14 protein-coding genes are annotated in these 12746 nt (G+C 60.8%); 5 read left to right on the forward strand and 9 right to left on the reverse strand.

Annotated elements, in window-relative coordinates:
• Window positions 1–490 precede the first annotated feature (490 nt).
• From VIW95_RS06960 to VIW95_RS06990, 7 genes are all read right to left on the reverse strand, one after another.
• Complete coding sequence (locus VIW95_RS06960) at window positions 491–1858, reverse strand: hypothetical protein (RefSeq protein ID WP_331584757.1); 1368 nt, start codon at window positions 1856–1858, stop codon at window positions 491–493.
• On the reverse strand, window positions 1845–2555 hold the full coding sequence (locus VIW95_RS06965; protein ID WP_331584759.1) for a hypothetical protein: 711 nt from the start codon (window positions 2553–2555) through the stop codon (window positions 1845–1847). Before VIW95_RS06965 ends, VIW95_RS06960 begins: the two co-directional genes overlap by 14 nt.
• 47 nt (window positions 2556–2602) lie before the next feature.
• A complete protein-coding gene (locus tag VIW95_RS06970) occupies window positions 2603–3424 on the reverse strand; it encodes an enoyl-CoA hydratase-related protein (RefSeq protein ID WP_331584761.1) in 822 nt (273 codons plus the stop codon).
• Between the two features lie 15 nt (window positions 3425–3439).
• Window positions 3440–4267 (reverse strand): alpha/beta hydrolase, encoded by an 828-nt coding sequence (locus VIW95_RS06975; RefSeq protein ID WP_331584764.1) that lies wholly within the window; start codon window positions 4265–4267, stop codon window positions 3440–3442.
• Window positions 4268–4328: 61 nt separating this feature from the next.
• Window positions 4329–5096 (reverse strand): alpha/beta hydrolase, encoded by a 768-nt coding sequence (locus tag VIW95_RS06980; RefSeq protein ID WP_331584766.1) that lies wholly within the window; start codon window positions 5094–5096, stop codon window positions 4329–4331.
• A 253-nt stretch (window positions 5097–5349) separates the two neighbouring features.
• Complete coding sequence (locus VIW95_RS06985; protein ID WP_331584768.1) at window positions 5350–6531, reverse strand: acyl-CoA dehydrogenase family protein; 1182 nt, start codon at window positions 6529–6531, stop codon at window positions 5350–5352.
• A gap of 45 nt (window positions 6532–6576) precedes the next feature.
• On the reverse strand, window positions 6577–7767 hold the full coding sequence (locus VIW95_RS06990) for an acyl-CoA dehydrogenase family protein (protein WP_331584770.1): 1191 nt from the start codon (window positions 7765–7767) through the stop codon (window positions 6577–6579).
• Window positions 7768–8117: 350 nt separating this feature from the next.
• Here VIW95_RS06990 and VIW95_RS06995 point away from each other — a divergent pair, with 350 nt between their 5' ends.
• The 4 genes from VIW95_RS06995 to VIW95_RS07010 all read left to right on the forward strand — a co-directional run bounded on the left by VIW95_RS06995 (window position 8118) and on the right by VIW95_RS07010 (window position 10705).
• Window positions 8118–8828 (forward strand): DUF4336 domain-containing protein, encoded by a 711-nt coding sequence (locus tag VIW95_RS06995; protein ID WP_331584772.1) that lies wholly within the window; start codon window positions 8118–8120, stop codon window positions 8826–8828.
• A 136-nt stretch (window positions 8829–8964) separates the two neighbouring features.
• Window positions 8965–9252, forward strand: coding sequence for a hypothetical protein (locus tag VIW95_RS07000; RefSeq protein ID WP_331584774.1), 288 nt, complete (start codon window positions 8965–8967; stop codon window positions 9250–9252).
• Window positions 9253–9257: 5 nt separating this feature from the next.
• The gene (gloA, locus tag VIW95_RS07005) at window positions 9258–9641 is read left to right on the forward strand and encodes a lactoylglutathione lyase (RefSeq protein WP_331584776.1); all 384 of its coding nucleotides are present in this window, start codon (window positions 9258–9260) and stop codon (window positions 9639–9641) included.
• Between the two features lie 44 nt (window positions 9642–9685).
• A complete protein-coding gene (locus VIW95_RS07010) occupies window positions 9686–10705 on the forward strand; it encodes a zinc-dependent alcohol dehydrogenase (protein WP_331584778.1) in 1020 nt (339 codons plus the stop codon).
• A gap of 5 nt (window positions 10706–10710) precedes the next feature.
• Here the strand turns inward: VIW95_RS07010 and VIW95_RS07015 are convergent, their stop codons facing one another.
• Both VIW95_RS07015 and VIW95_RS07020 read right to left on the reverse strand, forming a co-directional pair.
• Entirely contained in the window at window positions 10711–11544 is an 834-nt protein-coding gene (locus VIW95_RS07015; protein ID WP_331584780.1) for an alpha/beta hydrolase, read from the reverse strand.
• Window positions 11545–11553: 9 nt separating this feature from the next.
• Window positions 11554–12261 carry a Crp/Fnr family transcriptional regulator gene (locus tag VIW95_RS07020; protein WP_331584782.1) on the reverse strand — a complete coding sequence of 236 codons (708 nt, stop codon included), beginning with the start codon at window positions 12259–12261 and terminating at the stop codon, window positions 11554–11556.
• Window positions 12262–12455: 194 nt separating this feature from the next.
• Between VIW95_RS07020 and VIW95_RS07025 the strand changes: the two genes are divergently transcribed.
• On the forward strand, window positions 12456–12746 hold a 291-nt coding region (locus tag VIW95_RS07025; RefSeq protein ID WP_331584784.1), incomplete at its 3' end, for a hypothetical protein.

The following is a 12746-nucleotide window of genomic DNA, read 5'->3' on the forward strand; positions in this document are numbered from 1 at the left end:
TTTCACGCGCTGCCGCCTCCCGGGCCGGAAGTCGTGGTCGCTTTATCGCTCGATGAAGGGCTTCGCACTTAGGACCATCGTGGGCGAACCGCGTGAGACCACGGCGCAAATCTCGGTTTGCCCGCCGTCATCGTGAAGTTGAAAGGTACCACTATCCTTCGTGAGTAGAGAAATCGTTTCTCGCGAACCCTCGCATCTGGTTCCGCTATCGCCCCGCTCTATTGTCACCGTGCCACTATTGTTTGAGAAGGTGATTTCATAGCGCTGGTCGTCGCCTATTCGGGGCAGATAGCTGCTGACTACAAATGTTCCCGCGTGAAGACCGACCACAACTGGTTGCACTGGTTCCGAATCTACTTGTCGAAGCAGGGTCAACTCCGCAACCAGAAGCAGCAACGCGCTTACCGCAGTCAGCAGCCCGGCGGAAAAGACTTTGTTCAAGGAGCGTCGTCGCCAGGACGAGTTCGAATGCGCCGCATCAGAGTAGCTTTCATGCCGGGAGGCCATAGAACCGGATGCAATAGACACCCCATGCCAGCAGGCATACCGAAACTGTGATCAAGACCCGCGACAACTGATCCATCCGGCGATAGCCAAGCGCCATCAACAGCAGAACCCAGGGAAACACGTGTACAAAGTGGCGAGTGCCGAATTGCGTTGCGCCGTTACCGACGTAAAACAGGACGGGCGTTGCCGAGAGCAGCGCACCCGCCGCGACCAGATCGACAATGCACCGCCGCCAACTAGGCTTGAATGCGAGCAGGAAGGCCGGGCTGGTCGTGAGGATCGATTGTCCGCCGAAGGTTGGATAGATGAAGGGCCATTTGGTGTCGATGCGCGGCGCCATGAAAAACAATGTGAACAGATTGTTCGGCAGCCATCGTATCGCGAATAGCGCCTTGCCCGACTCCGGCGTCGTCGAAAGGTACGAGGCGACCCCCTGGTCGAAGATACTGTGATAGCGAGCGAAGTTGAACGCTATGTAAGCTATCCCCGCCAGCGCGCACCCCGGGATGAACCAGAACATCTGGAGGATGCTGCGGCGGCGCCAGAACAGCAACAGCGCGGCATATACCGGCCATACGAACGCCAGATCGTAGCGTGCGAGCGCGGCGATTCCGGCGAACAATCCCACCACTGCCGGACGCCCCTGGTCGAATACCTCATCTAGTGCGAGCAGCGTGATCATTACCGCGACCGTCATCGACACCGCCCAACTACTGCCGTCGATCGTCTCGTACCAAATGATCGTGCCGGCGCCGAAAAACACAGTGAGCCACTTGCGCGCATTGAGCGTCAGGCGAAAACGTCCCAGCACGCGCCAGGCGAGCGCCAGGTCGAGGGCGCCTACAACTATCGCAAAGTAATTCTGATTGGTGTTCAGACCCCAGATCGCCGCGAACGGCATCAGCAGGATCGCCGGCAGCGGCGGATGAAGCTGATAGCTGTATGGCCCAAGCTGCGCGTGTTCGATGTAATTCGGCGCGTCAATATAAGTGTGGCCGTGGATGAAGGCGACCGCCTGTCGTACGTGCGCGTTGTAGGGATTCGTGTCGGAGCCCGCGGTTAACGAGTAGAACGCGAGGAACAGTACAAAGACCGCGAACTGCGAGAGTAACTCGTCGCGCCTGATGGCCTGCTCGGCGACCATCCGTTGCGTATCCATTATCCGAAATGAGTACAGCAGCGCGCCGATCGCAAGGATCGCCGAAATATGATCGATACTCGTGAAATCCCAACGTGCCGCGAAGATGGCCGCGTATCCCACGACGACGATCGCGACGGCCGCTGCAAGAAACTGACGGCTCGTCGCCAGGACCGGGCGCGACGCCAGGGAGCGCGCGTCAATGCGTCCCATGCTTTATCGCTACTTGCGCGGCCACCCAGTTGAAGAGCTGCGGGAAATTGAATTCGGTTTCCTCGGTGGCGCCGTTCTGTGCCTGCCAGGTCGCGACGATCCAGTATTGATGGGGCGCCTGCTCCTGTTTGACGACCGCGGTCATGTCGCTGGCAATTGGCGCCAGGATTGGCGCGTTTTCAAAATCCGTCGCCGCAAAAATCAGGACCAGGTCGCCGTCTGCGGTCGTGGTCAAGCCGGCGGACTTCACGTCGCCGCCGGTGCCCGTCTTGACATTGCTCATATCCACCGGCGCGCCCGGAGCCACGTTGTCCAGCAACACAAGCGCGCCTTGGGCGGCAACCGGCTGGCTGAAGGTCCACGTCAACTCGCCTGGATCATTGGCCTGGATTGCATGCCAATACAGCGACTGACGGGTCGTCGCGGTGGAATCGTCACGGATCAGCTGCCACCCGGCGGGTGCGGTAATCGTCGGGGTCGAGCCGCCGTAGGTCAAAACGTCGGCAATCGCGACCTGGCCGGCCTGCGCCTTCTTTCCCCAGTCGAGCGTAAGGCTCGACGTCGCCGCAGCCATCGGTACTTGAGCGGTGGAAACGATGGTGGCACCGCCGACGGAGTTGTCGGCAGTTTGTAATGGTCCGGAGTTACACGCGACGATAAAAACGGCCGCCGCCCCCATCAACGCACGTTTGATCATTGTCCCTCGCTCTCCTCATTGCCTGATTGTTTCCCCGGATCCTTGCGCTATGCCTTCTTCGCAAACGGACGATCGCGTTCCGTGAGCGCGCCCTTGAGACCTTTCTCGCGACTAGCCTTCATCCAGTTCTTCACCGTGTCGGTCTGGTGCGCGATCACGTCGATGTCCGCCGCCGATTGCTCAGCCGCGCGAATCCCGATGATGTCGAGATAGCGATTCACGGCAGCCTTGTGGAGCATCAGCAGCTCCGCCGGGACCATCGCAACCCGGCGCGCGTAGTTCATCGTCTCTTCCTCGAGCTTGTCCTTGGGGAAAACGCGATTCACCAGGTGCCACTCGAGCGCTTCTTTCGCCGACATGTAATCGCCGGTGAAAAAATATTCTTTCGTTTTGCGCGGACCCATCAGCACCGGCCACATCGACATCGTCGGCAGTATCCCAAGCGAGCGGCCCGCCGGATGCCCGAACTGCGCGTCCTCGCTGGCGAACACGATATCGCAGTGCCCGACGAACTCGGTGCCGCCCGCCAGGCAGTAGCCATGCACCTGTGCGATAGTCGGCTTGTTGATCGCCCACAGCCGCTGCCATCGCTCGATTGTCTTGTGCAGCCCGAGCCGGTCGTTAGTGACGGTGAACTTCGACTCCGGATGCTGCGTGCCCTGCAAGTCGTAGCCCGCCGAGAATGCGCGTCCCGCGCCGCGAATGATCAGGACGCTGGCGTCGGCATTCGATTCGTACTCGTCCATCACCGAGTCGAGTTCCTTGAGCAGCTTCTGCGACAGCGCATTGAGTTTCTCCGGCCGATTGAGCGTCAGCCGGAAGATCTTGTCCTCGGCCTTTTCGTAAATGACGGTTTCGTAGTTTGCCATGTGAATCTCCGGCGGTTACTTTGCTGCTGACAGAAAGTCAATTGCTACGCGCACGGTTTCTTCCGGCGCTTCCCAGAAAAACATGTGACCCGCGGCCTTGAGCGTATGCTTCTTCGATCCCTTGATCGCGCCCTGCAACACTTCCGCATTTGGATACGGCACGATCGAGTCGTCGTCACCGTGAATAATAAGTGTCGGCGACTTGATTTGTCCAAGCCGCGCGAAACTATCGAACCCCCCAATCGCCTGTCCCTGCCGCATGAAGGTGTGCATCGGCGTAACTGGGTAGTTGCCCATTTCCGCTATCGCCTGGTCGAGAATTGCCTGGCCCTTTGTGGAATTCAGAAACGCTTTTCCGCACGCCACCGAGAATGCGCGCCGCGCCTGCTCGATCGGATCCATGCCAGGCGCCGGTATCAGGTTCGCGATCGCCGCCGGATCAGCGGGTACGGAATGACTCGCGCCGCAGTTGGTGCATCCGAGCACCAGCCCGCGCGTGCGCAACGGATATGCGAGCGCGAACTCCTGCGCGATCATCCCGCCCATCGAGATTCCGAAAATATGCGCGCGCGGGGTCTTCGCGTGATCGAGCACCGCCGCGATATCCGCCGCCATGTCGCCGAGCGTAAACTCATTGTCGGGCTTGTCGCTTTCGCCGGTGCCGCGATTGTCGATCACGAAAATCCTGAACCGCTGTTCCATCAGTTTCAGGAACGGCTCGCCCCAGCCGCGGCCGGAGCCGCTGAAGCCCATGATTAGAGCGACCGGCTCGCCATCTCCGCGAATCTCGTAACGAAGTTTGAGCCCGTCTTTGCTCTCGGCGAAATTACGAACTGCTGCCACGTCGGAACCTCCTCATTCGGTCGAATACCAGTGATGAATACTAACTACAGGCGGGAAAGGTTCAAGCGGCGGCGTTCTCGACTGCGGCGCCGGCCAGAATCGATCCGAGCAACCGATAGACCTCGCGATTGACGATCAGGCCGACGTGCAGTCCGGACACCTCGTAATTGGAGCCTTGGTCGTCGATGCACGCCTGCCACTGCACGACCTCGTCGCGGCGCGTGTAGATTGCGCTGAAGCGGCTGCGCGGGGGAGTCGGCGCGAATACTGCTTGCGCAATACCGCACGAGCATTCCATCGTTCCGCAATTTTCAGGAACGCTGGAGAACGTCTGCCAGAACGACTGGATCTCCTGCAACGCCGGACGGACTTGATCGTGCACGCCGGTCCAGCCGTTGCGAATCGGCGAACCAAGCGCGATCACTTCGCGCACGATCGCGGGATTGGTCGCGGCGATCGCGCGGCCGAGCACGCCTCCCAGGCTATGCCCGATGATAGTCACGCGCTCTCCGGCTTCGTGGGCGATTTTTTCCGTCCGCCATCCGACCAGTTCCACCTTGCGCCGCGGACATCCAACGTTGAGATCGATTCCCGACAGGTAGGGTTTGTATCCGATGCGCCCCAGCCATCGCGCCAAGATGCCGAGCGACCAGTCGCCGGCGGTGAATCCCGGTATCAGCAAGACGGGACGGCCGTCGCCGCGCGGCACTCCAACGCCGTAGTGGACAGGGTCGCGCGCGAGAGAAGCAAACTGTTGGAGAAAGTCAAAGTAGGCGGAGGCGGTGAGTTGCAGCAGCATACGAATTGCGGGTTCGCGCGACACTGCCATGAACAGCGGTAACAGTAAAGTAAAATGCGCGTAAAAATGTGGATAATGCGCGGCGGGCAGGAAAGATTCGGAATTTCGGAAAAATTTGGTCCCTCACCCGCCGCGCGCGGACGCGTCGGCCTCTCCCGCCAGGGGGCGAGGCAAGAAAAAAAGTCCTCGCCATTTTACGATTAGTACTTTTCACCGGGTGCAGGGGTCACCCTGCCAAAGGAGGTGCGGAACCCAGGGCAGGTTCCGCATTAAATAAAGGGATTTACCCTTTGGGCAACCCCAGCACTCGCTCGCCGATGATGTTGTGCTGGATCTGGTTCGTTCCGGCGTAGATTGTTGGGCCGCGCGCTGCCAGCATTCGGAACGACCACTTGCCCTTATCGACTGCGAACGGCGCGTTGAATTCGAGCTGGCTGTAAGGCCCGAGCAATTCCATTGCATACAGCGCGATCTTGAGCCCGAGCTCGGTGCCGCACAGTTTCATCATCGAGCCTTCCGGTCCCGGCGGCATCCCCTTTAACTGACGAGTGAGTTGTCGATAGCCGGTGTAGCGCAGCGCGAGCGCCTCCGCTGCGAACTCTGCGACGCGCTGCCGCACGCTCGAATCGTCCCACGCGTTGCTGCCGTTGCGCGGGATTCGCCTGGCGAGCCGCGCCAGCTCGTGAACTTCGCCGAGGTAGCCTTCGCCGCCGCCGCTGCCGCGCTCGAACATCAGCGTGGTCATGGCGACCTGCCATCCGTTATTGCGCTCGCCGACGATATTTTTCTTCGGCACGCGAACGTCTTCGAAGAAGACTTCGTTGAAGCCCTTGCCGCCGGTCATCTGCACCAGCGGACGCACGGTCACACCGGGACTGTGCATGTCGACCAGCAGATAGCTGATTCCCTTGTGCTTCGGCGCGTCGGGATCGGTGCGCACCAGCGCGAAGATCATGTCCGCATGCTGCGCCATTGAGGTCCAGACTTTCTGCCCATTGACGACGAAGTCGTCGCCGTCGTCGATCGCACGCGTCTGCACCGAAGCCAGATCCGAGCCTGAGCCCGGCTCCGAGTATCCCTGGCACCAGACTTCCTCGCCCTTCAAAATTTTCGGAATGTGATTTCGCTTCTGATCTTCGGTCCCCCAATGCATCAGGGTCGGCCCCAGCAGGCTGATTCCCATTCCGATCATCGGCTCGTTGAGCCCGAGCCGGCCCAGTTCTTCGCGATAGATCAGGCGCTGCATCACAGTGGCGCCGCGACCGCCGTATTCCTTGGGCCAGTTGACGGCGACCCAGCCGCCTTCGTTCAACTTCTTGTGCCAGTTGACGCGCGCCTCCCAGTCGCCGGCGCCCTCGTCAGCCATGATATTGCTCGGCGGCGGTGCGAATTTCTTGTTGGCTTCGAGCCACGCGCGCACTTCGGTGCGAAATGCCTGGTCTTCCGGCGTATAGTTGAAATCCATCGACTGAATTCGTCTCCCGTGTTCTAAACGATTCTCGCGCAGCGCCTAGCCCTTAGGCAGTCCGAGTACCCGCTCGCCGATAATATTATGTTGTATCTGATTGCTGCCCGCCGCAATCGTGCCGCCGCGCGCCGCGAGCATCCGAAACGACCACTTGCCCTTGTCGATCGCGAACGGCGCCTTGTACTCGATCTGGCTGTACGGCCCAAGCAGTTCCATCGCGAACAACTGGATTCGCATGTTCAGCTCGGTGCCGCATAACTTCATCATCGAGCCTTCCGGCCCCGGCGGCATCCCCTTCAGGCGTCGCGTGAGCTGGCGGTATCCGGTGTAGCGGAGCGCAGTCGCCTCGCAGGCAAACTCCGCGATTTTCTGCCGCACGCTGCCGTCATCCCAGGCCGTCGCGCCGTTGCGCGGCAAAGACTTCGCGAGGGCAGCCAGCTCGCGCACTTGGGACATCCCGCCGCGATCGCCGCCGCCGCCCGAGCGCTCGAACATCAGCGTCGTGATGGCGACCTGCCAGCCCGAATTTTTCTCGCCGACCAGGTTTTTCTTCGGCACGCGCACGTCTTCGAAAAAAACTTCGTTGAATCCCTTATTGCCGGTGATTTGCACGAGCGGCCGCACCGTCACGCCGGGGCTGTGCATATCGACCATCAAATAGCTGATCCCCTTATGCTTGGGCGCGTCGGGATCGGTGCGCACCAGTAAGAAGATCCAGTCGGCGTGCTGCGCGATCGACGTCCACACTTTCTGCCCGTTGACGACGAAGTAATCGCCGTCCTCGACCGCGCGCGTCTGCAGCGACGCCAGGTCGGAGCCCGAGCCCGGCTCGGAGTATCCCTGGCACCAGACTTCTTCCGCCTTCATGATCGGCGGGATGAAGCGTTGCTTCTGCTCTTCGGTCCCCCAATGCAACAGCGTGGGCCCGAACAGGCTGATACCCATTCCGATCATCGGCGCCGAGACGCCCGCGCGCGCAAGCTCCTCGCCATAGACGATATTCTGCAGGATTCCCGCGCCGCGTCCGCCGTATTGCTGGGGCCAGCTCGGCGCGAGCCATCGGCCCTCGGCCATCTTTTTGGCCCAGCGTTTCTGCTCGTCGAACGCGCCCCGCCCCTCGGCCATTCCGATGGTGGTCTCGCCCAGATGGGGCGCGAACTGTTTGTTGGCATTAAGCCACTCGCGAAACTCCATCCGGAACGCTTCGTCTTCGGGATTGAAATTGAAATCCATCGCGCATTTCTCCTGGCACGGCTCGAGTGCCTGTACCGGCGGTTGACGATCGGCAAACAATTCTCGCGCATGAACTTAAAACATTAACCCACGCTCTGCAAAGGCTCGGGATCCGAACCTCTCCTTGTCCGAGAGAGCTTTGCATAACATCGGCGCGCCTTCAGAGCAGAGGCGGAATCTTGAAGCGCGCGCAAAAGATGCGCGCTGAATAAGGTCCCTCACCTTCGATCCTCTCCCTTTGGGAGAGGGGAAGAGCTGCTTACCGGGTTATGCAGAGCTCTCTCGGACAAGGAGAGGTTAGGAACCCGCGAAGTCTGGTGCGTCTCTTCCTGTCGCGCTAATTCATACGGATGCCGCAGCCGAAGAATCTCGCCCCGAATCTATGGATCGTCGATCAGCCCGACTTCAACACCGGCATCGCAAAAATTGGAACGCGGATGACGGTGATTAAGCTGCCGAACGGCGGCCTCTTCCTGCATTCGCCGACCAAGCTCGACTACGAAACCAAGGAAGCGCTCGACGCACTCGGCGAAGTTCGCGCGGTCGTGGCGCCGTCGCGGGCGCATCATCTGTTCGTCGGCGACTACACAAAGACCTGGCCCGGCGCCAAGTTGTACGGACCGCCCGGACTGGTCGGCGATATCGCGGACTTCAGAGCCCGTATGGGCGCGCGGCGCGATCTGACACTCGACGCGGTGCTCGGCGACGAACCGCAGTCCGAATGGGCAGGCGCGATCGATCAGCATCTGTTCAAGGGCGCGACGGGGTTGAACGAGGTGGTGTTTTTTCACCGGCCGAGCCGGTCTGCGATTTTTACAGACCTGGTCTTCAATGTGCCGGCGGATTTCAAGGACGCGCGCGTCTTCTACACGCTGGTTGGCGGCCGGGGCCGTTTCGGACCGCATCGCCTCATTCGGATGGTGATTCGCGACCGCAAGGCCGCGCGCGAATCGGTCGCGAAGATTCTGGAGTGGGATTTCGATCGGGTGATAGTAACGCACGGCGACGTGCTGGAATCCGGCGGCAAAGCAAAATTCGCCGCGGCGTTCTCGTATTTGTGACGGAAGTGTCCGGCGCAACAGACAATCGCGCCGCAAAGGTCCTCCACCCTAACCCTCCCCCCACGAACGGGGGAGGGGACAGAGTGCGTTTGACAATACTTTCCCGATTGCGGAAAGTCCTACTTCAAGCATGATTGTGAATCTCAAAATCGACCTTCCGGACGACATCTTCGACGCCCAGCTTACCGAGTCCGACTTCGCCGCGCGCGTTCGCGAGCTTGCGATCCTCGAACTCGTGCGCGTCAAACGTCTGCATGAGCATGAGGCCAAGGAGATGCTCGCGCTCGAGCGCTACGAACTGGTCGAGCGGATGAAAGCGGCGGGCATCGCGCCGACCGAGGACATCTTCGCCGAAATCAAGGGCGAGCTGACCAAAGCGATCGACTCGAAGCGCGCACAACGCGCCGGAAAGCCGAAAGGATAATCGCCATGCGTGTTCTGCACACGATGCTTCGGGTTAACAACCTCGACGAGTCGCTGAAGTTCTACTGCGACAAGCTCGGGATGAAACTCCTACGCAAGCACGATTTCCCCGGCGGCGAGTTCACTCTCGCCTTCGTCGGCTACGGCGACGAAAAAGAAAACGCCGTCATCGAGCTGACCTGGAACTGGGGCACCTCGAAGTACGAAATCGGCACTGCGTATGGACATGTCGCACTCGGGGTCGATGACATCTACAAGACCTGCGCCGACCTGAAGCAAAAGGGCGTCAACGTCGTGCGCGAACCCGGCCCGATGAAGCACGGCACGACGGCGATCGCGTTCATCGAGGATCCCAACGGCTACAAGATCGAACTGATACAGCAAAAGTAGGGCCGGTTGGAGCGCGTCGCCCGATTGGATAAGGTTGGTTCGCAATGAAAGCAGCAGTGTTCAAGAAAAGAGACGAGATGGCCGTTATCGACGTGCCGAATCCCGTCGCGGGCGCCGGCGAAGTCGTGCTCAAGGTGCACAACTGCGGAATCTGCGGCTCCGATCTGCACGCCGTCCAGTACGGGATCGGGATGGCGACGGACACCGTGATGGGCCATGAATTCTGCGGCGAGATCCATTCGGTCGGCGCCGACGTCAACGGCTACCACGTCGGCGATCGCGTGACCTCGCTGCCGTACATCGCGTGCGGGCAATGCACCTGGTGCAAGCGCGACGACGCGATGCATTGCGCCAAGCTCCGCAGCCTGGGACTCGGCCAGCTCCCGGGCGCATACGCGGAGTTCGTCGCGTGCGGGGCCGCCAGCCTGCTCAAACTTCCCGCCAACGTCAGCTCCCGCGCCGGCGCGCTGGTCGAGCCGCTTTCAGTCGGGCTGCACGGCGTGAATCACGCGTCAATCGAGCCGGGCATGGGAGTGGTCGTGATGGGCGCGGGGCCGATTGGGCTCTCGACGTTGATATGGGCCAAGGCCAAGGGCGCCGGCGCAGTAGTCGTGTCGGAACTCGCGCCGGGCCGCACCGAGCTCGCGATGAAGCTCGGCGCCGACGCCGTCGTCAACCCGACCGAGGGCGATCCCGCCGACGCGGTGAAATCGATCACCGGACGCCCGCCCGAAGTGGTCTTCGAATGTATCGGCGTCAAGTCCACGCTCGGTGCTGCGATCGGGATGGTCGGACGCCACGGCCAGGTAGTCGTGATTGGCGTGTGCATGGAAGCCGACAGCATCTATCCGCTGAGCTGCGTGATGAAAGAAGTGCAAATCAATTTCGCACTCGCCTACACTCGCGGCGAATTCCAGGAAACCATCGACGCGCTTGCCAACGGCACCATCGACGCCACGCCGATGATCACCGACGTGATCAACGTTGAGCAGGTCCCCGACATGTTCACCGCGCTGAAGCGCCCCGGCACTCGCGCGAAAGTGATGGTGGAATTTCCGCACTAACTGGATTAAATCCCGAAAAATTCCTTGATCGCGCCGAGCGCCTCTGGCTCCATCAACGACGGCGCATGTCCCACGCCCGGCACCTCGACCGTCTTCGCCCGCTTGAGCACCTTGCACATCCGACTCGCCGTCCCGCGGTCGAGGATATCGCTGTCGGCGCCGCGCACGATCAGGATCGGGCACGCGATTCGCGCGTACGGCACCCACAAGTCGAAGCGCTGCTGCGCGGTGCCGCCGCGCAGCGGTCGCCTGACGTTAGGATCCATTTTCCACGCCAGCGCGCCATCGCTACCCGGCTTGACCGACCACTTCACCTGCTCGGCGACGACGCTGTCCGCCAGTTTCGCCAGCTGTGGATAATTTTCTTTGTAGTATTTCACCACTTCGCCGATATCTTTGAACCGCTCCGGCGCCTCGCCGACGTAACTCGCGATTCGCGCCATTCCCGCCGGATCGATCTCCGGTCCGATATCGTTCACGACCAGCCGCTCGACGCGCTCCGGCCATCCGCCCGCGTACATCATCGAGGTGATTCCGCCCATCGAGGTGCCGACAAGGCTGGCGCGTGCAATGCCCAGCCCTTCGAGCATCTTCGCGAGATCGGTCACGTAGTTTTGGTTGAGATATTCCGTCGGTGGACCCCACTGACTATCGCCGCGGCCGCGCACGTCAACCGAGATCACGTGATACTTCGCCGCCAGAACACCGGCGAGCGCGTCGAAGCTATGCGCGTTGGCGGTGAGTCCATGCACGCACACAATCCACGGCGCGCCCTCGTTGCCGTAATCGATATAGTGAAGCCGGAGTCCGTTTGCGTTAGCGAATTTGTCCGATGCCATTTCTGTTCCTCATTTCGGATGCCGCATCTGCGCGAGCTGCCATAATTTCTCCGGCACTATAATCAGCCGGCGTCCCTCGCGAGTGATCACGCCCTCGCGCTCGAAGTCGTTGAGCTGCTCGGTGGTGCGCTGCCGCGACGCGCCCACCAGCTCCGCCAAATCCGCATGCGTCAGCTTGATCGTCAGCAGCGTGCCGCGCGAGTCGCGCACGCCGAATTTTTCCGCCAGCTCGAGCAGCGCACCCGCCAGCCGCTCGCGCAGTCCGAGCCCGACGAAGTTCGCGTACCGCACCAGCATCCCCCACCATCGCCCGACCGTCGCGTCCAGGATTATGCTGAGGCGCTCGAGCGGTACGCCGAGCACAGTATCCACAAAAATTTCCGGCTTCACCACCGCCACCAAGCAGTCGCTGTACGCCTCGCATCGAAACGGCCGCGTGGTTTGCGGCAGCAGCGACGACAATCCGAACACTTCACCCGGTCCCACGAACCCGACCAGCACGCGCTGCTCGCGATTCACGTAACACAGCTTCGCCACGCCCGAGAGCAGGATATAGACGTGACTCGACGCCTCGCCCTCGCTGAAAATAGCGCCCTCGCGGCGCACCCTGAGCGGTTCCGATGCCGACGCGAGCCGCGCCGCCTGCTCATCGCGCATCCAGGAGAGCGACTTGAGCCGCATCAGCGATTTGGCATCAACTGGGCCTTCCGCAACCATCAAGCCTAGCTAGCACAATCGATGTAATTGTCGCGAATGTGACAGCCCGACCGAATTTTCTGCCCGATTTGCTGGTTTGGTCACACCTGCGACAAACGTAAGCATATCTAATGCTTGACGTAACTGTCATATTACCGCAACTTACACAGGTCACGATTGACCCAAGATTTATGGAACCCGAGGGGAAACATCAAATGGCCGACAGCGATCACAACTCAAGGAGCAAACTGAATTCCACCGACTCTACTTTTTCCGATGAAATCCTGAAACTCGCTCAAACCCTCATGCCAGAGCCGCCGACCACCAAGGTCAAGCGTCTGGTTGCCGATATTGCCGATAAGGGAATCGATCGCCAGCTGCACGAACTCGGCTGGAAGGCGTACGACACGGTCGTCGGTGCGGCCAACAGCGCCACCAATCGCGTCTTCACCAGTCCCACCGTCGGCAACGTCCTCGGCGGTGCAATCGACCTCATGCTGCGCTAC

The sequence above is a fragment of the Binatus sp. (SeqCode) genome, assembly GCF_036522015.1.
In the GTDB taxonomy this organism is placed as follows: Bacteria; Desulfobacterota; Binatia; order Binatales; family Binataceae; genus Binatus.

What these genes read in the sequence shown, in the direction of transcription:
- VIW95_RS07015 (WP_331584780.1), bottom strand. Translation starts at nt 11,544, where the DNA reads ATGGCATCGGACAAATTCGCTAACGCAAACGGACTCCGGCTTCACTAT.
- gloA (WP_331584776.1), top strand. Translation starts at nt 9,258, where the DNA reads ATGCGTGTTCTGCACACGATGCTTCGGGTTAACAACCTCGACGAGTCG.
- VIW95_RS06960 (WP_331584757.1), bottom strand. Translation starts at nt 1,858, where the DNA reads ATGGGACGCATTGACGCGCGCTCCCTGGCGTCGCGCCCGGTCCTGGCG.
- VIW95_RS07020 (WP_331584782.1), bottom strand. Translation starts at nt 12,261, where the DNA reads ATGGTTGCGGAAGGCCCAGTTGATGCCAAATCGCTGATGCGGCTCAAG.
- VIW95_RS06995 (WP_331584772.1), top strand. Translation starts at nt 8,118, where the DNA reads ATGCCGCAGCCGAAGAATCTCGCCCCGAATCTATGGATCGTCGATCAG.
- VIW95_RS07010 (WP_331584778.1), top strand. Translation starts at nt 9,686, where the DNA reads ATGAAAGCAGCAGTGTTCAAGAAAAGAGACGAGATGGCCGTTATCGAC.
- VIW95_RS06985 (WP_331584768.1), bottom strand. Translation starts at nt 6,531, where the DNA reads ATGGATTTCAACTATACGCCGGAAGACCAGGCATTTCGCACCGAAGTG.
- VIW95_RS06965 (WP_331584759.1), bottom strand. Translation starts at nt 2,555, where the DNA reads ATGATCAAACGTGCGTTGATGGGGGCGGCGGCCGTTTTTATCGTCGCG.
- VIW95_RS06970 (WP_331584761.1), bottom strand. Translation starts at nt 3,424, where the DNA reads ATGGCAAACTACGAAACCGTCATTTACGAAAAGGCCGAGGACAAGATC.
- VIW95_RS06990 (WP_331584770.1), bottom strand. Translation starts at nt 7,767, where the DNA reads ATGGATTTCAATTTCAATCCCGAAGACGAAGCGTTCCGGATGGAGTTT.
- VIW95_RS06980 (WP_331584766.1), bottom strand. Translation starts at nt 5,096, where the DNA reads ATGGCAGTGTCGCGCGAACCCGCAATTCGTATGCTGCTGCAACTCACC.